We start from the raw sequence: 20,630 nt of genomic DNA, 5'->3' as shown, positions 1-20,630 counted from the left end.
CGGCATGCGAACGGCCCCGCCCCCTCGTACAAGAAGGGGGGCGGGGCCGCTCGGTCGTTCAGGCCGCCGTCTCGGTCGGTTCCGCCGGCTTGCGGTGACGGCCGCGGGGGGCCGCCTCCTGGTCGTGGGACGAGACCGGACCGCGGTGCCTGCCGTGACCGGTGGTCTCCTGGTCCTGGGCAGGCGGGTAGGTCGTAGTGGCGTCGCTCATCGGAAGAAATTCACCCCGTCAACATGATCTTTCAGACAGCCGGGCGAGTTTAACCGTCGCACCTCGGGCCGAATCCAGCCGCACACGCCAACCGCCACTACTTCGTTACAAGACGCCCCAATGGGGCCTGCTGCAACGGCACCGGACGGGCCATCACCGGCTCCGGGGGATCCGTGTCCGCGGCCTCGACGGCGTCGGTCGCAGGGGCGTGTGCCGTCGCCGTCGCACCGTCTCGGACCGGATCCCCCGAAGCGTCCTCCCCCTCCCCAGTGGGAGGTCCGACGGGACCGGAGGCCGCCACCCGCTCCACCCCGCACGGCACCTCGGCGGTGGCGTACGGGAGCAGCAGCTCCCCGTCCCGGGTCCACAGTCCGGCGCCCGCCAACCACCCCGTGGGCGCCGGGAGATGACGCATCCGGCGTTCGGCGGGCCGCCACACCCCGACCCAGCTGCCGACCGGCCCGTCCACCCGCAGGGCCACCCCGCAGTTCTCCGGCATCAGCACCTGCCCCGGCTGGATCGCGAACGGAGTCACCGCGCAGTCCGGCACCCGCAGACACTCCGGGAACCGCACCGGCAGCGTGCTGCCCAGCACCCCCCAGCCCAGCCGCGGCCCCCGCCCCGGCTCCGGCGCGTCCGAGCCGATCAGCAGCAGTCCGCTGTCGGGGTCGGCGAGCAGCAGCCGGTCGTCGCTGTCCGCCGCGATCTGCAGCAGCGGGGAGACCTCACCGGCCCGCTCCAGATCCACCACGACGGCCTTGGTACGCCCGCCCACCTCCCGGTCCAGCGCCAGCATCCGCCCCGTCCGGTCCAGCCACACCCCGCCCGAGCAGCGGCCCGGCAGCTCGGCGACGTGCTCGGGGCCGAAGGCGCCGCCCGCCACCAGCCACAGGGTGCTGGTGTGCCGGCCCACGGCGAGCGCGTACGCCCGCCGGCCGCAGGGCGCCGGGGGCAGCAGCCGCAGCCGGGTGCCCGGCTCGGGGCACTCCACCGCGCCGATCAGCAGCTCACCGGTGCCCGGTCCGGTCGGGTAGAGCAGGGAGAAGACATGCCGTCCGTCGGCCTCCCGGCGGATCAGCACCCGTCCGTCGCCCATCGGCTGCAGCTCGGTGCCGGGCTCCTCCGGCTGGTTGCCGGGCAGCGGCACCGCGTACGGCTCCGGTCCGTCCAGCGTCCAGCGCTCCGGGAACCAGCAGTCGCCGTCCAGGGCGAGGCGGGCGGCGTAGGCGCCGTCCGCGGTGATCGCGCACTCCGCCCGCGGCTCCGGCGAGTCGGCGGCCGTCGGTTCGGCAGCCGGGGGTTCGATGGCACAGGCCGTCATCGTCTGGTCACCTCCGGCGACGAAGCTAGTTTTCGCACGCACAGACGTGGGACCGGCAGGCTTCCCCTTCACACAAAGGTGTGGCCCAGGAACGATTCGCCTGAGGAAACGGGGACCGTTGTGCTCCACGGGGGCCGTGCGGTGCCGGGGCCCCCGCGGCGGTACTGCGGCGCAGAACAGGCAGGTAGCCTTTTCCCCGTGCCCCGTCTGTCTGAAGTCATCGCCGCGCTGGAGAACCTGTGGCCCGCCGAGCGGGCCGAGTCCTGGGACGCGGTCGGCACCGTAGTGGGCGACCCCGACCAGGAGGTCGGCCGGGTCCTGTTCGCCGTCGACCCGGTCCAGCAGATCGTCGACGAGGCGGTGAAGCTGGACGCGGACCTGCTGGTCACCCATCACCCGCTCTATCTGCGCGGGACGACGACGGTGGCGGCCTCGCACTTCAAGGGCCGTGTCGTGCACACGCTGATCAAGAACGACATCGCGCTGCACGTCGCCCACACCAACGCCGACACCGCCGACCCGGGCGTGAGTGACGCCCTCGCCGGCGCCCTCGACCTCAGGGTCGTACGCCCGCTGGTGCCCGACCCCACCGACCCCTCCGGCCGCCGCGGCCTCGGCCGTATCTGCGAGCTGGACCACCCGCTGACCGTCCGCGAACTCGCCGACCTCGCCGCCGCTCGGCTGCCCGCCACCGCGCAGGGCATCCGCGTGGCCGGCGGCCTCGGGGCCACCGTCCGTACGATCGCGGTCAGCGGCGGCTCCGGCGACAGCCTCTTCGACGTCGTACGCGCCGCGGGCGTCGACGCCTTCCTCACCGCCGACCTGCGCCACCACCCGGCGTCCGAGGCGGTCGCCCACAGTCCTCTCGCGCTGCTCGACGCGGCGCACTGGGCCACCGAGTGGCCCTGGTGCGAGCTGGCCGCAGCCCAGCTCGACGAGATCTCCGACCGCCACGGCTGGGACCTTCGGGTCCATGTCTCCAAGACGGTCACCGACCCCTGGACCAGTCACTCCCCTTCACCTGGAGCCCCCAACTGAACGCCGCGCCCGCCGACCAGATCCGCCTTCTCGACGTCCAGGCCCTCGACGTGCGCCTCCAGCAGCTCGCGCACAAGCGCCGGTCGCTGCCCGAGCACGCCGAGATCGAGTCGCTGACCAAGGACCTCACCCAGCTGCGCGACCTGCTGGTGGCCGCGCAGACCGAGGAGAGCGACTGCGCCCGCGAGCAGACCAAGGCCGAACAGGACGTCGACCAGGTCCGCCAGCGCGCCGCCCGCGACCAGCAGCGCCTGGACTCCGGCGCCATCACCTCCCCGAAGGACCTGGAGAACCTCCAGCGCGAGATCGCCTCCCTCGCCAAGCGCCAGGGCGACCTGGAGGACGTGGTCCTGGAGGTCATGGAGCGCCGCGAGTCCGCCCAGGAGCGGGTCGCCGAGCTGACCGAGCGGGTCGGCTCCGTGCAGTCGAAGATCGACGACGCGACCGGGCGCCGGGACGCGGCGTACGAGGAAATCGACGGCGAGGTCGCCACGGTCACCAAGGAGCGCGAGGTCGTGGCCGCGTCCGTGCCCGCCGACCTGCTGAAGCTCTACGACAAGCTGCGCGAGCAGCAGGGCGGCATCGGCGCGGCGAAGCTGTACCAGCGGACCTGCCAGGGCTGCCGCCAGGAGCTGTCCATCACCGACATCAACGACATCCGCGCCGCGGCCCCCGACACGGTGGTGCGCTGCGAGAACTGCCGCCGCATCCTGGTGCGTACGGCCGAGTCCGGACTGTAGGGAGCCTGCGGCGTGCGGGAGTTCATCGTCGAGGCGGACGGCGGGTCCCGGGGCAACCCCGGGCCCGCGGGCTACGGCGCGGTGGTCACCGACGCGGCGACCGGCCAGGTCCTGGCGGAACGCTCCGAATACCTCGGCGTGGTCACCAACAACGTCGCCGAGTACCGGGGCCTGCTGGCGGGTCTGCGAGCCGCGTACGAGCTGGACCCGACCGCGTCGGTGCACGTTCGGATGGACTCCAAGCTCGTCGTGGAGCAGATGTCGGGCCGCTGGAAGATCAAGCACCCCGACATGAAGCCGCTGGCCATGGAGGCGTCACGGGTGTTTCCGCCGGAGCGTGTGACCTACGAGTGGATCCCGCGCGAGCGGAACAAGCACGCGGACCGGCTGGCGAACGAGGCGATGGACGCGGGGACGGAGGGGACGCCGACCGGCACCCCTGTCCCGAAGACGGCCGAGGCCGACGTACGCGCCTCTCGCGCCGAGGCCGACGTACGCGCCGCCAAGACCGTAGCCACCCCCGGCTGGGCCCCCGCCGACATGGGTGCCCCGGCCACCTTCGTACTGCTCCGGCACGGCGAGACGGCGCTGACCCCGCAGAAGCGGTTCTCGGGCAGCGGCGGCAATGACCCGGCGCTGTCGGAGATCGGCCGGGAGCAGGCCGAACTGGTCGCCGAGGCGCTGGCGAGGCGCGGCACGATCCAGGCGATCGTGTCCTCCCCCCTGGCCCGTACCCGGGAGACGGCCCAGGCCGTGGCCAAGCGCCTGGGCCTTGAGGTGACCCTCGAAGAGGGCCTGCGCGAGACGGACTTCGGCGCCTGGGAGGGCCTGACCTTCGGCGAGGTCCGCGAGCGCTACCCCGACGACCTCAACGCCTGGCTCGCCGACCCCGGGGCCCGCCCGACCGGCGACGGCGAGAGCTTCGCCGAGACCGCCGTCCGGATCGCGGCCACCCGCGACAAGCTGATCGCCGCCTACGCGGGCCGCACGGTCCTGCTGGTCAGCCACGTGACCCCGATCAAGACCTTCATACGGCTCGCGCTCGGCGCCCCGCCCGAGTCCCTGTTCCGCATGGAACTCTCGGCGGCGTCCCTGTCGGCGGTGGCGTACTACGCCGACGGCAACGCGAGCGTCCGGCTCTTCAACGACACGTCCCACCTGCGCTGAGCCCCGCCGCCGCACGCGCCAGCGCCTCGACGCGGGCCCAGTCCCGGGCCGCGACGGCATCGGCGGGCAGCATCCAACTCCCGCCGACGCACCCCACGTTGGGCAGCGCGAGATACTCCGGCGCGGAGTCGGGCCCGATACCCCCGGTGGGACAGAACCGCGCCTGCGGCAACGGCCCCGACAGGGACCGGAGATACGCCGTACCGCCGGCGGCCTGCGCCGGGAAGAACTTCATCTCCCGCACCCCGCGCTCCAGCAGCGCCACGACCTCCGAGGCGGTGGACACCCCCGGCAGGAACGGCACCCCGGCCCCCCACATGGCGTTGAGCAGCACGTCGGTCCACCCGGGACTGACAAGAAACCGAGCCCCGGCCCCGACGGCCGCCTTTACCTGCGCGGGCGCGATGACGGTCCCCGCTCCGACGACAGCCTCCGGAACCTCGCTCGCGACGGCCCGTATCGCATCGAGCGCGCCGGGCGTCCGCAGGGTCACCTCGATGGCGGGCAGCCCCCCGGCGACGAGGGCCCGGGCGAGGGGTACGGCGTCGGCGGGATCGTCGATGACGACGACGGGGAGGACGGGGGCGAGGTCGAGAACGGAGGACGGCGGCACGCTGCTCATGCGAGACATCGTGCCGCCGCGAAGCGCACTGCGCAAAGGGCATTGCGCATGATGCAATGGGGCCTGGGGTCTGGGACCTATTGGAGTCCTAGTGGACCTCCTCCACAAGCACGTCGAGCGACCAAGCGGTGTTGCCCTTCTTCGGCGCCTCGGCCTCGACGACGTACCCCAGATCCCGCAGGGCCTCCACCAGCTCGGCAGGCCCGGCGGGCCGCACTCCACCGACGAGCAGACTCCGTACGATCCGCCCCTTGGTGGCCTTGTTGAAGTGGCTGACGACCTTCCGGGTGGACGCGTGCAGCACCCGCACACTGGCGGTCCGCCCGGCGACCTCCCCCTTGGGCTTCCAGGCGGCGGCGTAGGCGGACGACCGCAGATCCAACACGAGCCCGTTCCCCGCGACCTCGGGCATGACGTCGGCCATGGCGGTACGCCAGTGGGAGGCCAGCGCACCGAGCCCGGGCAGCTTGACCCCCATCGAGCAGCGGTAGGAGGGGATCCGGTCGTTGACGTGGACGGCGCCCCACAGCCCGGAGAAGACGAGCAGCGACCGCGCGGCCTGCCGCTTGGCGGCGGCATCGAGGGAGGCGAGATCGAGGGCGTCGTAGAGGACCCCGGTGTAGATCTCCCCGGCAGGCCGCGCCCCCGCGGTCCTCAGCCCGGCATTCTTGGCGACCTCGCCCCGCAGTCCCTCACTCAGCCCGAGCACGTCCCGCGCCTTCTCCTCGTCCGAGGCGCACAGCTCGACGAGCTCGTCGAGCACGGCCGCACGGGCCTCCGCCAGACCGGGCAGCGACAGCGACTCCGGCTTCAACGGGGCCCCACGACCGGAGGACGCCTTGCCTTCGGAGGGCGGCAGCAGGACAAGCACGGGTGGATCTCCTTCGCTAGAGCTCGGCCACAGCGTACGGCGTGCCACCCGGCGCCCCCCGCCCTACGCTCGCTGTATGCCCCGCCGCCACATCCGCGTGACCGGCGCCCCCGAAGCCCCCCTCCGGGCCGCGCTGGCAGCACTGCGCACCGAACTGGACATTCCGGAGAGCTTCCCGCCGAAGGTTCTGGCGGAGGCCGAGAAGGCAGCAAGGGATCCGTCCCTCCCTCTGGACGACGCGACGGACGTCCCCCTCTTCACCATCGACCCGCCCACGTCGACGGACCTGGACCAGGCGATGCACCTGTCCCGCCAGGGCACGGGCTACCGGGTCCGGTACGCGATAGCGGACGTGGCGGCGTTCGTGGAGCCGGGCTCGCTCCTGGACCGGGAGACCCATGCCAGGGTGATGACCCTGTACTTCCCGGACACCAGGATCGGGCTGCACCCCGCCGTGCTGAGCGAGGGAGCGGCAAGCCTGCTACCGGGCGAAACGCGCCCGGCGGTGCTCTGGACCCTGGACCTGGACGCGGAGGCCCACCCCCTGTCGGTGGACGTACGCAGGGCACTGGTCCGCAGCAGGGCGAAGCTGAACTACGCGGAGGTGCAGAGGGAGATAGACGGGGGCGGGGCCGAGGAACCCTTGGCGCTGCTGAGGGAGATAGGCAGCCTGCGGGAGTCCCTGGAAGTGGACCGGGGAGGCATCTCCCTGCGCGTCCCGGAGCAGGAAATCACGGAACGAAACGGCGGCTACGAACTGTCGTACCGAGCCCCGTTGCCGGCCGAGTCCTGGAACGCCCAGATCTCCCTGATGACGGGCATGGCGGCGGCGGACCTGATGCTCGGCTACGGCACCGGAGTACTCCGCACCCTCCCGGCGGCCCCGGACGGAGCGGTCGGCCGCCTGCGCCGTACGGCCACGGCCCTGCACATCGACTGGCCGCACCACGTCTCGTACGCGGAACTGGTCCGCTCCCTGGACCCGAATCAGCCGCACCACGCGGCGTTCCTGCTGGAGTGCACGACGCTGCTGCGCGGCGCGGGCTACACGGTGTTCCGGGACGGCGCCCTCCCGGACATCACGACGCACGCGGCGGTGGCGGCCCCGTACACGCACTGCACGGCACCCCTGCGCCGCCTGGCGGACCGGTACGCGACGGAGCTGTGCCTGTCGGCGGCAGCGGACGCACCGGCCCCGGAGTGGGTCCTGTCGGCACTCCCCGACCTCCCGAAGGAGATGACGGAGGGATCGCGGAGGGCCGGCACGGTGGAACGCGAGTGCGTGGACATCGTGGAGGCGGCGCTGCTGAAGGACAGGGTGGGGGAGGAGTTCGACGCGTGCGTGGTGGACGTGGACGAGCGCAGGCCGGGCGTGGGGACGGTGCAGCTGGTGGACCCGGCGGTGATAGGCAGGGTCGAGTCATCGTCCGGCCCCTTGCCCCTGGGCGAGCGTCTGCGCGTACGCCTCACGCAGGCGGATCTTGGGGAGGCACGGGTGGCTTTCGCCCCCGCGTGAGCAGCAACTCGATGGTCCGCCGGACGGCCTCGGCCTGGGCGGGGGCGAAGTCGGCGTAGAGGGCGCGGAGGAAGGGGCTGTCGAGCTGGATCTCCGTGCTGCCCTCGGGGAGCAGCCCCTCCGGCAGCGCCCCGACGAGCACACGGGCCGCCTCCTCCACCCGCGGATCGTCGACCTCGGCGTCCTCCAGGTCGTCGAGGAGGGCGTAGGCGGCACGGGCACGCTCGATCCCGTCGGGGTCGGCGAGGCTGCCGCTGATGAGGGAGGCGAACCGGGCCCGGTCCTCCGGCTTGGCGGTGGTCTCGACGAGGGCGAGGATTTCCCGGTCCTTGGCGGCCATGGGGGAGTCGGAGAGAGGGGCGGTACGCCGGAATAGCGAGGCGAGCTCGTCGGAGACGGGCCCCTCGGAGCTCATGCCGCCTTCCATGAGCCCTCGCAGCTGGGCCCGCCGCTCCCGAATCTCGGCTTCCTGCCGGGCAAGGTCCTGATCAAGCTCGGCAAGCACCTCGCCGAGCTCCTTCCCGGCGTCGTCGGCGAGCACGTCCCGCACCTCGGCAAGCCCGAGCCCCAACTCGGTGAGCCGCCGAATACGCGCGAGCAGGACGGCATGCCGAAGGCCGTAGTCCCGGTACCCGTTGCTCAACCGCTCCGGCTCGGGGAGCAGCCCGAGGTGGTGGTAGTGCCGGACGGTCCGGGTGGTGACACCTACGGCGTCGGCGAGCTCTCCGATGCGCATGGGGACAGTAGAAACCTTGACGTGGCGGGAGGGTCAAGGGCGGTGGGCTTCGGGGGTCTCGTGCGGGTGATCTTCCGCGATCCGGGTGCTGAGGACGGCGCGCGGACCGTCGTATAGGCGCCATGACGCACCACGACCCGATCACGCAGAAGCTCCTGCTGGACTGGTTTGTTGGCTTGGAGATGCCGAAAGGGCTGAAGGCGGAGCTGCTGGAAGGAGAGTTCGCGGCGACACCGGTACCGGACGGACAGCATGAGCACTGCGTCAGCAGGATCGTCGAGCAGGTGACCGAGCATTCCGCGACCAAGATGCAGTTCGCGGCCAACAAGGGCCTGAAGCTGGGGAGCGCGGAGGGGTGCCCGCCGGACCACGTAATCCCGGACGGGACGTTCGCCCGCAAGAAGCGAAGGCTGTTCCGAGGAGCCGATCCGTGGATGCCGTGCGAGGGCGTGACGATGGTGCTGGAGGTGACCAACCGCAGCCCGGAGCGAGACCGCGAAACGAAGCGCCGCTGCTACGCCCGAGCGGGCATCCCCCTGTACCTCCTGGTCAACCGCGAGACGAAATGGATCACGCTGCTGCGGTCCCCGAAGGCGGACGACTACCAAGAACTCCACGCGGTGGCCCTGGGCAACCCCCTACCGCTCCCGAAGCCCTTCTCCTTCGACCTGGAGACCAGGGACTTCCTCTGACCCCCCGCCCGGTACCATGGTCGACACGGCAGACGAGCCGGGCGGACGGCCGCGTGGGGTTCCTTCGGGAACCTCCCGAGGAACGTCCGGGCTCCACAGGGCAGGGTGGTGGCTAACGGCCACCCGGGGTGACCCGCGGGACAGTGCCACAGAAAGCAAACCGCCGGGGACCTCGCGTCCTCGGTAAGGGTGAAACGGTGGTGTAAGAGACCACCAGTGCCCAGGGTGACCTGGGCAGCTAGGTAAACCCCACCCGGAGCAAGGTCAAGAGGGGCGCTGTAAAAAGCGCCCTGCGCGGACGCTTGAGGGCTGCCCGCCCGAGTCCGCGGGTAGACCGCACGAGGCCGGTGGCAACACCGGTCCTAGATGGATGGCCGTCGCCCCGGCCCCCGCGAGGGAACCGGGGAACAGAACCCGGCGTACAGCCCGACTCGTCCTGCCGTACCCCCTCCGCCGTCAGCCACCGATGGATCTTGGATAGGGTGCAGGTCCGTCACCGCAGGTCTCCGTGTGCATCGCACGTGGCCGTCCGCCGTGGTTCGAATGGGGTGGGAATGTCCAGTCACCGGCTGTCCAAGAGGGGCCGTTACATCGCGTGGGCCACGACCGGCGTTGTCGTGGTGGCCGGCGCCGGGATCGCGGCGCAGACCTCCATGGCCGCCACCAGTTGGCCCGCGCAGAAGACGTACACGGGACGGGCGTTCGACACCTGCACGGCACCCGCGCTCGCCGCGATGAAGGCGTGGAAGACCGGCTTCTACGGTGCCGCGGCGGTCTACATCGGCGGCAAGAATCGCGGCTGCGCCCAGCCCAACCTCACCGCGTCCTGGGTGAAGTCGGTCAACGCCGCGGGCTGGAAGCTGATCCCGCTCTACGTCGGCGCGCAGCCGCCCTGCCAGGCCAGCAGGAACCCGGAGCGGTTCACCGCGTCGACGGCGGCGTCCCTCGGGGTGAGCAACGCCAAAGACGCCGTCGCCAAAGCGGCCGCCCTCGGCATGAAGCCCGGCAGCCCTATCTACCTCAACATGGAGTCGTACGACATCACGAACAAGGCGTGCAACGACGCCACGTTGACGTACGTGCGCTCCTTCACCAAGACCCTGCGGTCGAAGACGTACCGCGCTGGCCTCTACGGTTTCAGCAGCTCCAGCGCCAAAGCCATCGCCACCGCGAAGGACCGGACCGACCTGCCGGGCAACCTGTGGTACGCGCTGTGGAACAAGAAGAACACCACCACAGCCGACTGGCCCTGGGATCCCAAGCTGTACACCAACCACAGCCGCGCTCACCAGTACATGGTCAACAGCAAGGAGACCCGCGGCGGCCACACCATCACCGTCGACCGAAACGCCTGGGACGCTCCCGTGGCCCGGATCGGATAGCGACTCGGCCGGTGGTTGCGAACCGGGCGCGCGTCAGCCTGATGGTGCGGCCCACCGCATGTCGCCGCTTACTCGTCGGCCTGTGCTGACTGTACGGACTGCTGGGGCGGTGGGCCCGGTCTAAGCCCCGCCCAACGACCGCTCCCGCACCCTCTCCACATGCCCCGCCAACACCTCCCGAGCCTCCGGCGTCAACGTCCGCAGCACCACCAGTGCCGTGATCACCACGTCGCACAGCTCCGCCTGCACGTCCTCCCAGGTGTGGGAGGAACCCTTCCGGGGGTTCTGCCCCGTCGCTCCGATCACCGCCTCCGCGACCTCGCCGACCTCCTCCGAGAGTTTGAGGATGCGGAGGAGGAGGGCTTCGGGGCCGTCGAGGGGGCGGTTGGTGTCGAGCCAGGTGCAGAGGTCCTCGATGCCGGTCCAGAGGCCGGGGGCGGCGGAAGGGGAGGGGTGGTCAGTCATGCGCAGCAGATTCGCACGCCCCACTGACAGCGCCCCCTACCGGGCCAGTGGCTCCCGAACGGCGCCCCTACCGCGCCCTACCGGGCCAGGCCCTCCTCGAACAGGGCCTCCTGCTCGCCCTCCTTCTCCTCCCGCACCCGCTTGTTCCGCAGGCCCACCACCACCGCCGTGCCCGCCGCCGTTGCCGCAAGCGCCACCGGGACCATCCAACCCCGGTCGAAGACGTGCCCCAGGGCGTGGTCCAGGGACAGGCGGCCGGGACCGGTGATGGCGAGGCCCGTTGCCGCCAGGCCCAGCGTCGCCGCGTACTCGTAGCCGCCCTCGGCGTTGAAGAAGCCGTTGGGGGCGTGGACCGCGGCGGCGCCCGCCATCGCGCCCGCCGCTGCCGCGCCCGCCGCCGGGGTTGCCAGGCCCAGCGCCAGCAGCGTGCCGCCGCCCGCCTCCGCCAGGCCCGCCATCCGGGCGTTCGTCCGGCCCGGGCTGTAGCCCACCGACTCCATGAACTGGCCCGTGCCCTCGATGCCCCCGCCGCCGAACCAGCCCAGCAGCTTCTGCGCCCCGTGCGCCGCGAGCACCCCGCCGGTGCCCAGCCGGAGCAGCAGCAGGCCCAGATCCCGTCGGTCGTATGCGCTCACGTTCACTCCTGAGGGAAGGCGGCAGGTCTTGTTCCTCACCGTCGCATCGGCCCCGCCCGCACGGCCCGTCCTGGATGGCGTTCGGGTGGCGGGCATCCCGGCGCGGTGTGAGCCTGCCGTCATGACGATTCAGCCCAAAAACCTCAGCGACCCCGTCGTCCGGGACTTCGTGACCGCCCTCAACCAGCACGACCGGGACACCTTCATGTCCCTGCTCACCCCGGACGCCACCATGGCCGACGACGGTACCGACCGTGACCTCGACGACTGGATCGACCGGGAGATCTTCGAGTCCAACGGGCACATGGAGGTCGACAAGGAGTCCGACGGCGGGCACGCCCTCATCGCCCGGTACCGCAATGACACCTGGGGCGAGATGCGCACCCGGTGGCGCTTCGATGTCGACGACAGCGGGAAGATCCGACGGTTCGAGACCGGGCAGGCCTAGTCCACGATCGGCAACACCCCTTGCCTTGAAGTGCGCTTCAATTCCTAGCCTCCAGGCCATGGAGACCAACTTCAGGACACTGGGGCGTACCGACATCCGCGTCAGCGCCCTCGGCCTCCGCCCGTGCCGCCGAACTCCGCGATCTCTGCGAGGAGTTCGTGCGCGACGGGCTCATACGGGCCTACGCCTGGAGCAGCGACGATCCCGGCCGCGCCGCCGTCTTCGCCGCGGGCCCGCACTGTGCGGCCGTACAGCATCGGCTGAACGTGCTTCAGGACGCTCCTGAGATGCTCGCGCTGTGTGAGGGGGAGGGGTTGGCCAGTGTCAATCGGAGTCCGCTTGCCATGGGGTTGCTCGCCGGGAAGCGGGGTGCGCGGGAGGCGTTGGAGGCCGGGGACATTCGTAGTGCGCCGTCTGGGTGGCTGGAGGGGTTCTCGGAGGGCGTGGGGGCCGATCCTGAGTGGCTGAAGCGGGTCGATGCCGTTCGGGATGTTCTTACCAGTGGCGGGCGTACGCTCGCGCAGGGTGCCCTCGCCTGGATCTGGGGTCGTAGTCCCCTCACCGTGCCGATTCCCGGGTTCCGTACCGTCGCTCAGGTCGAGGAGAACGCGGGGGCCATCGGCAAGGGGCCGCTCACGCCGGCTCAGCTGGAGGAGATCGACGGCATCCTCGGGCGGTAGGCCCACAACAACGGCCCGTCGTACGGCAGCCGTCCACGGCACGGTGTGTACCCCGCGGTCCCGCGCGAGGCCCACCCCCAACCCGTGCCGTGGAGCGGCTGCCGTCTCCCCCCTCGGTATGGCTCAGTGGAAGCCCTCCACTCCAACTGTGAAGTTCTTGTGGAGGAGAGTTGAGCATATGTCTTTGACCGGCCGCAATGGAGCGGACGGTCAAATTCCGGTTGTGTAAATCGGAGGGCGCGGCGTCCAGGACTCGGACTAGCCCCGGCCCACGTACGGCATCGCCGTCGCCAACACCGTCGCGAACTGCACGTTCGCCTCCAGTGGCAGTTCCGCCATGTGACGCACCGTGCGCGCCACGTCCGCCACGTCCATCACCGGTTCCGGCGCCATCTCGCCGTTCGCCTGGAGCGCGCCGGTCTGCATGCGGGCCGTCATGTCGGTTGCCGCGTTGCCGATGTCGATCTGGCCCACCGCGATGTTGTACGGGCGGCCGTCCAGGGACAGGGACTTCGTCAGGCCCGTCAGGGCGTGCTTGGTCGCCGTGTACGCGACCGAGTGCGGGCGCGGTGTGTGCGCCGAGATCGAGCCGTTGTTGATGATGCGGCCGCCCTGCGGGGTCTGCTCCTTCATCCGGCGGTACGCCTCCTGCGCGCACAGGAACGCCCCGTTGAGGTTGGTGTCCACCACGTGCCGCCACGCCTCGTACGGCAGTTCCTCCACCGGCACCCCGCCCGGGCCGAACGTCCCGGCGTTGTTGAACAGCAGGTCCACCCGCCCGAACCGGTCCACCGTCGCCGCGAACAGGGCGGCCACGTCCTCCTGGTGCGACACGTCCGTGGGTACGGGGAGGCAATCACTCCCCGGTACCCGTGCCGCCGTCTCCTCCAGGTTCTCGGCGCGGCGGCCCGCCAGCGCCACCGACCAGCCCGCGTGCAGCAGTTCCTCGGCCACCGCGCGTCCGATTCCGGAGCCCGCGCCGGTCACCACGGCCACCTTCGGCCTGTCCGTTCGCTTCGTGTTCATGGGTCCGGAGGGTACGGGAGGGTCTGGGAGAGTCCGCCATTCGGAACTCATTCATCCGCCATATGGGTGTTGTGTACGCGCCAATCGGGAGTCGTTCGCGGCCGGTGCAATCCCTGATGCGTTCACTTCGTCAGGGGAGGACCGGATGCCACTCGACGCCCACTCGTCCCAGCACACCTCGTCCCGCCACACCGCCGAACTGCGTGCGGCGGCCCGCCACTTGGGCCGCCGCCGGTTCCTCACCGGCACCGGTGCCGCCGCCGCGCTGGCCTTCGCGGTGCACCTGCCCACCGCCGGCGCCGCGGCCGCCGCCGAGCTGGACGCCGCGCGGATCGGCGACGACCCGTTCACCCTCGGGGTCGCCTCCGGCGACCCGCGGCCCGACTCGGTCCTGCTGTGGACCCGGCTGGCCCCCGAACCCTTCGCGCCCGACGGCGGACTGCCCGACGAGCGCGTCACCGTGTACTGGGAACTGGCCCAGGACCCCGAGTTCCGACGCGTCGTCAGACGCGGTGACACGCTCGCGCACCCCGAGTTCCGGCACACCGTCCACGTCGAGGTGGGCGAGCTCGACGCCGGCCGCGTGTACTACTACCGCTTCCGGGCGGGCGCCTGGATCTCCGGGACCGGCCGTACCCGCACCGCCCCCGGACCCGGCGACACCGTCTCCGGGATGAAACTGGCCGCCGTCTCCTGTCAGGCGTACCACGACGGCTACTTCACCCCGTACGCGCATCTCGCCGACGACGACGGCGTCGACGTCGTCTTCCATCTCGGCGACTACCTGTACGAGTACGCCGTCAACGCCGTCGGCGGTGCCCGGAACTACACCGACCGCGCCCTGCCCGCCGTCTTCAACCGGGAGACCCTGACCCTGGAGGACTACCGCCTGCGGTACGCCCTCTACAAGACCGACCCCGATCTGCGCGCCGCGCACGCCGCGCACCCCTTCGTCGTCACCTGGGACGACCATGAGACCGAGAACAACTACGCGGGCGACACCCCGGAGAACAGCGTGCCGCCGGAGGAGTTCCTGCTGCGCCGCGCCTCCGCCTACCGCGCCTACTGGGAGCACCAGCCGCTGCGGCCCTTCCATCTTCCGCAGGGGCCCGACATGCGGCTCTACCGGCGGCTGCACTGGGGGCGGCTGGCCCAGTTCGACGTGCTCGACACCCGGCAGTACCGCAGCAACCAGGCCCAGGGCGACGGCGCCAAGGTGCCCGGGCCCGAGGTCGACGACCCGGCGCGCACCATGACCGGCCGGACGCAGGAGCGGTGGCTGCTGGACGGGTGGCGGGACTCGGAGGCCGTGTGGAACGTCGTTCCTCAGCAGGTCGTCTTCTCGCAGCGCAAGTTCGACGTGGTGGAGCCGTCCCGGGTGTCCATGGATGCCTGGGACGGTTATCGGGCCTCGCGCCGCCGGGTGCTGGACGGGGCGCGGGCCGCCGGCGTCGCCAACCTGATGGTGCTCACCGGCGACGTCCATGTGGGGTACGCCTTCGACATCAAGGACGACTTCGACGACCCGTCCTCGCGGGTGCGCGGCACCGAGATCGTGGCGACCTCCATCGCCAGCGGGCGGGACGGGGCCGAGCGGCCCGCCAACTGGGATACCTATGTGGCCGCCAACCCGCATCTGCGGTTCTACGACGGGCGGCGCGGCTATGTGACCGTCACGCTCGACGAGTCGGTGGCGCGGGCGGACTTCCGGACGGTGCCGTACGTGACCGCGCCGGGGGCGCCGATCAGCACGGCCGCGTCCTTTGTGACGGAGGCGGGGGAGCCGGGGCTGAAGCCCGCGTGAGCACGCCCCCGCTGACGCCCGCGTGAGCGCGCCGGGCTCCGGCCCGCTCGCCCTGTGCCCCGGCTTCCGGGCTCCCGCCCGCTCGCCCTATTCCCCCGGGTACCGCACCCCGATCCGCTCCCGGATCGCGTCCAGCGTCCGCATCACCGCGAGGGTGCCGTCCAGGGGGACCACCGGGGACTCCGTCTCGCCCGCCCGCAGGGCGCGCATCACCTCGATGGCCTCGTGGCGCATGCTGGTGTGCGGGCCGTCGGCCGGGTCGGCGAGGAACTTCTCCGGGTCGCGGCCGTCGCGGTGGAGGACGAAGTGGTCCGGGAAGAAGAAGCCGTGCGGGATGTCGATACGGCCCTGGGAACCGGTCACCGAGGCCGCCGTCGCCGTACCGCCGACGATGGAGCAGTGCACCGAAGCGAGAGCGCCGCTCTCCCAGGAGAGCACCGCACCCGTCTGGAGATCGACGCCCTCTTCGGAGAGCGCCGCTCTCGCCGTGATGTCCGAGGGCTCACCGAGCAGCAACTGCGCGAACGACACCGGGTACACGCCGAGATCGAGCAGCGCGCCCCCGCCCTGCGCGGGGTCGCGCAGCCGGTGCGAGGCCGGGAAGGGGCCGGCTATCCCGAAGTCCGCCGACACACTGCGCACCTCGCCGATCGCCCCGTCGTCCACCAGCGCCTTCAGCCTGCGGACCATCGGATTGCAGTACATCCACATCGCCTCCATCAGGAAGCGCCCGCGATCCCGTGCCAGGGCGACCAGTTCCTCCGCCTCCCGCAGGTTCAGCGTGAAGGGCTTCTCGCACAGCACGTTCCGCCCGGCCTCCAGGCACAGGCCCGCCGCCGCGCGGTGCGCCGAGTGCGGGGTGGCGACGTAGACGACATCGATGTCCTCGTCCGCCGCGAGCGAGTCCCAGTCGCCGTACGCCCGGCCGATCCCGAACCGCTCCGCGAAGGCGTCCGCCGACGCCTGCGAGCGCGAGGCCACCGCGACCAGCTCGGCGTCCGGCAGGTCCACCAGATCCGCCGCGAACGTGGCCGCGATTCCCCCGGTCGCCAGGATGCCCCAGCGCACCTTCTGCTCCACCATCGTCGAACCCCACCCTTGCTTTACTGACCCTCGGCACTGTGTTCGAGCTGAGAGCATAGGTGGCGGATCGCGAAAAGAGGGAGGGCACATGCCCGAGAGCGGGGCGTGCGAGGCATCCGCATCGAACGGCGACACATCCACGGCCAACGGCGAGACATGCACGGCGAAGGGCGCGGCATCCGCATCGAACGGCGCGGCATCCGCGGCGAAGGGTGCGGCATCCGCATCGAACGGTGCGGCATCCGCGGCGAAGGGTGCGGCATCCGCATCGAACGGTGCGGCATCCGCGGCGAAAGGCGCGCGGGCGGCCGCACCGAGCAGCGCGGACAGGGGTGCCGTCCGGCGCACATCCCTGCTGGTCACCTTCATCCTCGGCGGGCTGACCGCCACGCCCCCGCTGGCGATGGACATGTACCTCCCGGCCCTCCCGCAGGTCACCGGGGCCCTCGGCGCGCCCGCCGCGACCGTCCAGCTCACCCTCACCACCTGCCTGGCCGGAATGGCGCTCGGGCAGTTGGTGGTCGGCCCGATGAGCGACCGCTGGGGGCGCCGGCGTCCCCTGCTCATCGGGCTCGCCGTGTACGTCCTCGCCACCGCGCTGTGCGCGCTCGCGCCCACCGTCGAGTTCCTGGTCGCCTTCCGGCTCGCGCAGGGACTCGCGGGCGCCGCCGGGATCGTCATCGCGCGGGCCGTCGTACGCGACCTCTACGACGGCGTGGCGATGGCCCGCTTCTTCTCCACCCTTATGTTGATCTCCGGCGTCGCGCCGATCGTGGCGCCGCTCATCGGCGGGCAGATCCTGCGGGTGACGGACTGGCGGGGTGTGTTCGTCGTCCTGACCGTCGTGGGCGCGCTGCTGGCCCTGCTGGTGTGGGCGCGGCTGCCCGAGACGCTCGACGAGGCCGACCGGCACCAGGGCGGCGGGCGCGAGGCGCTGCGCTCGATGCGCGGGCTGCTCGCCGACCGTGTCTTCGCCGGGTACATGTTGACCGGCGGGTTCGCCTTCGCCGCGCTGTTCGCGTACATCTCGGCCTCGCCGTTCGTGGTGCAGGAGATCTACGGCGCCTCCCCGCAGACCTTCAGCCTGCTGTTCGGGCTGAACTCCGTCGGGCTGGTGATCGTGGGTCAGATCAACGGCAAGGTGCTCGTCGGCCGGGTCAGCCTGGACGCCGTACTGGCCACGGGGCTCGGCGTGGTGCTGCTCGCGGCGACCGCGCTGCTGCTGATGGCGACCGGGGTGTTCGGCGAGGTGGGTCTGGTGCCGGTGGCGGCGGCGCTGTTCGTGCTGATGTCCGCCATGGGTGTGACCATGCCCAACACGCAGACCCTCGCCCTGCTGCGCACCAAGCGGGCGGCCGGGGCGGCGTCCGCGCTGCTCGGTACGACGTCCTTCCTGGTCGGTGCGGTGGCGTCGCCGCTGGTGGGAGTGGCCGGTGAGGACACGGCCGTGCCGATGGCGGTGGTCCAACTGGTGGCCGCACTGGTGGCGGTGGGCTGCTTCGTGGGAATGTGCCGTCCCTGGAGCAGGCGGTCCGGCGTGGAGGGATCCGGCGTGGAGGGAGCGGGGAGCTGAGCGCACCGAAACTGCGCGCCGGCACACCGGAGCGGGCGGGTCTGGACCCCGGGGAACTCGGGCACCTGGTCCGCGAGGTCCACGAGCTGACCGAGGGCGAACGCCCGTGGGCGGCGGGCGCGGTGGTGATCGCCGGACGCGGCCCCTGCGTGGCCGTGGAGGAGGCGGCGGGCTGGGCGGTCCGCTACGCCTCGTACGACCCGGGGCCGGACAGGGGTGTGGAACTCCCGCCCTCGGCCCGCGTCCCGATGACCGTGGGCACCCCCTTCGACCTGGCGTCCGTGACGAAGCTGTTCACCGCCGTGGCCGCGGTGCAGCAGATCGAGCGCGGGACGCTCGGGGTGGACGCGGAGGTCGGGGCGTACCTGCCGGACTTCCGGGGCGCGGCACGGCACGGGGTGACGGTACGGCAACTGCTGACGCACACCTCGGGGCTGCGGCCCGAACTCCCGCTGTACGACTGCGCGGACGACGAGGAACGGCTGGCGCGGCTCCAGGCAGAGGTGCCGATCGGGGTGCCGGGCACGTACTGCTACTCCGACCTCAACATGCTGCTCCTCCAGCACGTCCTGGAGCGCATCACGGGGCGCGGCCTGGACACCCTCGTCCACGACGGCATCACCCGTCCCCTCGGGATGACCTCCACCCACTTCGGCCCGTGCCCCGGCGCGGCGGCCACCGAGGACCAGCGGCGGCCGTGGGCCAAGGCGGACCGGGGGATGCTGCGGGGCGTGGTCCACGACGAGAACGCCTGGGCGCTCGGCGGCGTGGCGGGCCACGCGGGCCTCTTCTCCACCGCCCGCGACCTGGCGATCTTCTGCCGGACCCTGCTGTCCGGCGGCTCCTACGGCCCCGCGCGCATCCTGGGCCCCGACTTCGTGGAACTCCTCCTGGACCCCCCGGGCCTGGGCTTCGCCCTGGACCAGGAGTGGTTCATGGGGGAACTGGCGGGGCGGGGCGCCGCGGGCCATACGGGCTTCACCGGCACGATGCTGCTCCTGGACCGGGCGACGGACACGTTCCTCGTGCTGCTGGCGAACACGGTCCATCCGAGGCGCCGGCCGGCCGACAACCGGCCGCGCGCGGCGGCCGCGAGTCGGGTGGCGCGGGCTGTGCGGGAGCGGTGAGCGGCACGGCCGCACGGGTGCGTCACGAGCTACCGGCGCGTGGTGGGCGTACTTCGGCGTACGGGGCCGGCGGCTCGGGCGGCCCGCCCGGCGCGCGAGCGGTCGGCCGCCCACTCAGGGGTGGCCGCTCAGGGGTGGCCGCGTACGGGCTCGGCAGGCCGTCGGCCCGCCCCCTCCGCCGGAATAGAATCGCCGGGTGAACGACCCCGGGGCCTCGGCCGAGACATTGCGCACCGCTCTCGACGGACTGCTGGACGGGCTTCCCGCCCGCCAGGCCGCGGCCGCGGTGGAGCGGCTGATCGCCAACTACCGCGGGGCCACGCCCACCGACGCGCCCATCCTCCGGGACCGCGCCGATGTCGCCGCCTACGCCGCGTACCGGATGCCCGCCACCTTCGAGGCGGTGCGGGCCGCGCTGGAGGCGCTCGCGGACGCCGCTCCCGAGTGGGTGCCGGGCAGCCACGTCGACGTCGGTGGCGGTACCGGTGCCGCGACCTGGGCCGTCGGCGCCACCTGGCCAGGCCCGCGCCCCGTCACCGTGCTCGACTGGGCCGAGCCCGCGCTCGCCCTCGGACGGGAGATCGCCGCCGCCCATCCCGACCTGCGGGACGTCCGTTGGCAGCGCTCTCGTATCGGATCGGCGCTCTCCATCGAGAGCACCGACCTCGTCACCATTTCCTACGTGCTCAACGAACTCCCCGAGGCCGACCGCGCCACCCTCGTCGACACCGCCGCCTCCGCCGCGCAGGCCGTCGTCATCGTCGAGCCCGGTACTCCCGACGGCTACACCCGGATCATCGAGGCCCGGGAACGGCTCGTCGACGCCGGTTTCCGGATCGCCGCCCCCTGCCCCCACAGCGCCGCCTGCCCCATCGCCCCCGGCACCGACTGGTGCCACTTCTCGGCGCGGGTCAGCCGGTCCTCCCTGCACCGCCAGGTCAAGGGCGGCTCCCTCGCCTACGAGGACGAGAAGTTCGCCTACGTCGCCGCCGCCCGCTTCCCGGTCGCCCCCGCCCCCTCCCGGATCGTCCGCAAACCGCAGATCCGCAAGGGCCAGGTCCTCCTCGACCTCTGCGGGACCGGACCCGAGACCGGGACCGGACCCGAGACCGGGACCGGCGCCGATGCCGGGACCGGCGTCGAGGCCGCACCCGCCCTCGCCCGCGCCACCGTCACCAAACGCCACGGCGACCTCTACAAGTCCGCCCGCGACGCCGACTGGGGCGACCCCTGGCCCCCGGCCTCCCCTCTGCGCTCCTGAAGCTTCCTCAGCAGCTCGCGCTTCTGGGCCTGCGGGTCCGGCCCGCCGCCGACCTTGCCGCCCCGGGCGCCGCCTCGCAGCGCGTCCCGTCCCAGGTTCTTCCGCGTCCCGCCCACTCCGAGCATGCTTCCGCTGCCGTGCGTCATCGCCGGCTCCTCTCAGTCGTTACAGGTCATCAGCAATCCTGGGATCAGAACGAGACGTATCGTCTCGATAAATCCACCCCCTCACC

The 20,630-nt window shown here is 71.9% G+C and carries 21 protein-coding genes, 1 other RNA gene and 1 pseudogene; 13 read left to right on the top strand and 10 right to left on the bottom strand.

What is annotated here, in order from left to right; genetic code table 11:
• Positions 1-58: 58 nt before the first annotated feature.
• Together ACZ7L7_RS19160 and ACZ7L7_RS19155 are read right to left on the bottom strand one after the other, a co-directional pair.
• Complete coding sequence (locus ACZ7L7_RS19160) at positions 59-211, bottom strand: hypothetical protein (RefSeq protein WP_285515717.1); 153 nt, start codon at positions 209-211, stop codon at positions 59-61.
• Between the two features lie 97 nt (positions 212-308).
• On the bottom strand, positions 309-1,532 hold the full coding sequence (locus ACZ7L7_RS19155; RefSeq protein WP_472076598.1) for a hypothetical protein: 1,224 nt from the start codon (positions 1,530-1,532) through the stop codon (positions 309-311).
• Positions 1,533-1,730: 198 nt separating this feature from the next.
• On the opposite strand from ACZ7L7_RS19155, the gene ACZ7L7_RS19150 reads away from it, so the two are divergent.
• The 3 genes from ACZ7L7_RS19150 to ACZ7L7_RS19140 are packed head-to-tail and all read left to right on the top strand — an operon-like array spanning position 1,731 to position 4,477.
• Positions 1,731-2,570 carry a Nif3-like dinuclear metal center hexameric protein gene (locus ACZ7L7_RS19150; RefSeq protein WP_471593275.1) on the top strand — a complete coding sequence of 280 codons (840 nt, stop codon included), beginning with the start codon at positions 1,731-1,733 and terminating at the stop codon, positions 2,568-2,570.
• Positions 2,567-3,310, top strand: a complete 744-nt coding sequence (locus ACZ7L7_RS19145) for a zinc ribbon domain-containing protein (protein ID WP_285515747.1) — start codon at positions 2,567-2,569, stop codon at positions 3,308-3,310. The genes ACZ7L7_RS19150 and ACZ7L7_RS19145 overlap by 4 nt, the downstream gene beginning before the upstream one ends.
• Before the next feature lie 12 nt (positions 3,311-3,322).
• Positions 3,323-4,477, top strand: coding sequence for a bifunctional RNase H/acid phosphatase (locus ACZ7L7_RS19140; protein ID WP_472076596.1), 1,155 nt, complete (start codon positions 3,323-3,325; stop codon positions 4,475-4,477).
• Here ACZ7L7_RS19140 and eda read toward each other — a convergent pair.
• Positions 4,452-5,099: a bifunctional 4-hydroxy-2-oxoglutarate aldolase/2-dehydro-3-deoxy-phosphogluconate aldolase gene (gene eda / locus ACZ7L7_RS19135; RefSeq protein WP_285515713.1), complete on the bottom strand. Its 648-nt coding sequence runs from the start codon at positions 5,097-5,099 to the stop codon at positions 4,452-4,454. The genes ACZ7L7_RS19140 and eda overlap by 26 nt on opposite strands.
• 88 nt (positions 5,100-5,187) lie before the next feature.
• Positions 5,188-5,970, bottom strand: coding sequence for a peroxide stress protein YaaA (gene yaaA / locus ACZ7L7_RS19130; RefSeq protein WP_472076594.1), 783 nt, complete (start codon positions 5,968-5,970; stop codon positions 5,188-5,190).
• A gap of 76 nt (positions 5,971-6,046) precedes the next feature.
• Here yaaA and ACZ7L7_RS19125 point away from each other — a divergent pair, with 76 nt between their 5' ends.
• Positions 6,047-7,486 (top strand): RNB domain-containing ribonuclease, encoded by a 1,440-nt coding sequence (locus ACZ7L7_RS19125; protein WP_471432554.1) that lies wholly within the window; start codon positions 6,047-6,049, stop codon positions 7,484-7,486.
• Here ACZ7L7_RS19125 and ACZ7L7_RS19120 read toward each other — a convergent pair.
• Entirely contained in the window at positions 7,437-8,222 is a 786-nt protein-coding gene (locus ACZ7L7_RS19120; protein WP_472076592.1) for a MerR family transcriptional regulator, read from the bottom strand. The two genes, ACZ7L7_RS19125 and ACZ7L7_RS19120, sit on opposite strands and share 50 nt — an antisense overlap.
• A gap of 122 nt (positions 8,223-8,344) precedes the next feature.
• Here ACZ7L7_RS19120 and ACZ7L7_RS19115 point away from each other — a divergent pair, with 122 nt between their 5' ends.
• From ACZ7L7_RS19115 to ACZ7L7_RS19105, 3 genes are all read left to right on the top strand, one after another.
• Entirely contained in the window at positions 8,345-8,914 is a 570-nt protein-coding gene (locus ACZ7L7_RS19115) for a Uma2 family endonuclease (RefSeq protein ID WP_472076590.1), read from the top strand.
• Between the two features lie 33 nt (positions 8,915-8,947).
• Positions 8,948-9,352, top strand: an RNA gene (gene rnpB / locus ACZ7L7_RS19110) — RNase P RNA component class A.
• A 116-nt stretch (positions 9,353-9,468) separates the two neighbouring features.
• A complete protein-coding gene (locus ACZ7L7_RS19105) occupies positions 9,469-10,296 on the top strand; it encodes a glycoside hydrolase domain-containing protein (protein WP_472076588.1) in 828 nt (275 codons plus the stop codon).
• A 120-nt stretch (positions 10,297-10,416) separates the two neighbouring features.
• Here ACZ7L7_RS19105 and ACZ7L7_RS19100 read toward each other — a convergent pair whose 3' ends face one another.
• Positions 10,417-10,761 carry a MazG-like family protein gene (locus tag ACZ7L7_RS19100; RefSeq protein WP_472076586.1) on the bottom strand — a complete coding sequence of 115 codons (345 nt, stop codon included), beginning with the start codon at positions 10,759-10,761 and terminating at the stop codon, positions 10,417-10,419.
• 77 nt (positions 10,762-10,838) lie between these two features.
• Entirely contained in the window at positions 10,839-11,396 is a 558-nt protein-coding gene (locus tag ACZ7L7_RS19095) for a DoxX family protein (protein ID WP_472076584.1), read from the bottom strand.
• Between the two features lie 121 nt (positions 11,397-11,517).
• On the opposite strand from ACZ7L7_RS19095, the gene ACZ7L7_RS19090 reads away from it, so the two are divergent.
• Both ACZ7L7_RS19090 and ACZ7L7_RS19085 read left to right on the top strand, forming a co-directional pair.
• Positions 11,518-11,844, top strand: a complete 327-nt coding sequence (locus ACZ7L7_RS19090) for a nuclear transport factor 2 family protein (protein WP_472076582.1) — start codon at positions 11,518-11,520, stop codon at positions 11,842-11,844.
• Positions 11,845-11,966: 122 nt separating this feature from the next.
• Positions 11,967-12,524 (top strand): annotated as a pseudogene (locus ACZ7L7_RS19085) (aldo/keto reductase); the annotation flags it as partial.
• 258 nt (positions 12,525-12,782) lie between these two features.
• Here the strand turns inward: ACZ7L7_RS19085 and ACZ7L7_RS19080 are convergent.
• Positions 12,783-13,550 carry an SDR family oxidoreductase gene (locus ACZ7L7_RS19080; RefSeq protein WP_453605256.1) on the bottom strand — a complete coding sequence of 256 codons (768 nt, stop codon included), beginning with the start codon at positions 13,548-13,550 and terminating at the stop codon, positions 12,783-12,785.
• 145 nt (positions 13,551-13,695) lie between these two features.
• Here ACZ7L7_RS19080 and ACZ7L7_RS19075 point away from each other — a divergent pair, with 145 nt between their 5' ends.
• Complete coding sequence (locus ACZ7L7_RS19075) at positions 13,696-15,354, top strand: alkaline phosphatase D family protein (protein WP_472076580.1); 1,659 nt, start codon at positions 13,696-13,698, stop codon at positions 15,352-15,354.
• Positions 15,355-15,441: 87 nt separating this feature from the next.
• On the opposite strand, the gene ACZ7L7_RS19070 is transcribed toward ACZ7L7_RS19075, so the two are convergent.
• Complete coding sequence (locus tag ACZ7L7_RS19070) at positions 15,442-16,437, bottom strand: Gfo/Idh/MocA family protein (RefSeq protein ID WP_453605254.1); 996 nt, start codon at positions 16,435-16,437, stop codon at positions 15,442-15,444.
• Between the two features lie 88 nt (positions 16,438-16,525).
• On the opposite strand from ACZ7L7_RS19070, the gene ACZ7L7_RS19065 reads away from it, so the two are divergent.
• The 3 genes from ACZ7L7_RS19065 to ACZ7L7_RS19055 all read left to right on the top strand — a co-directional run bounded on the left by ACZ7L7_RS19065 (position 16,526) and on the right by ACZ7L7_RS19055 (position 20,398).
• Entirely contained in the window at positions 16,526-18,010 is a 1,485-nt protein-coding gene (locus tag ACZ7L7_RS19065; RefSeq protein WP_472076578.1) for a multidrug effflux MFS transporter, read from the top strand.
• Positions 17,947-19,137 (top strand): serine hydrolase domain-containing protein, encoded by a 1,191-nt coding sequence (locus ACZ7L7_RS19060; protein WP_285515691.1) that lies wholly within the window; start codon positions 17,947-17,949, stop codon positions 19,135-19,137. Before ACZ7L7_RS19065 ends, ACZ7L7_RS19060 begins: the two co-directional genes overlap by 64 nt.
• Positions 19,138-19,333: 196 nt before the next feature.
• Entirely contained in the window at positions 19,334-20,398 is a 1,065-nt protein-coding gene (locus tag ACZ7L7_RS19055; RefSeq protein ID WP_472076576.1) for a small ribosomal subunit Rsm22 family protein, read from the top strand.
• Here ACZ7L7_RS19055 and ACZ7L7_RS19050 read toward each other — a convergent pair.
• Positions 20,332-20,523 carry a DUF6243 family protein gene (locus ACZ7L7_RS19050; RefSeq protein WP_453605265.1) on the bottom strand — a complete coding sequence of 64 codons (192 nt, stop codon included), beginning with the start codon at positions 20,521-20,523 and terminating at the stop codon, positions 20,332-20,334. The genes ACZ7L7_RS19055 and ACZ7L7_RS19050 overlap by 67 nt on opposite strands.
• Positions 20,524-20,630: the final 107 nt, after the last annotated feature.

This window comes from Streptomyces sp. NPDC110618 (assembly GCF_055657065.1).
Note: the sequence above shows the minus strand (reverse complement) of the source record. Positions and strands in the feature narration are given on the sequence as shown.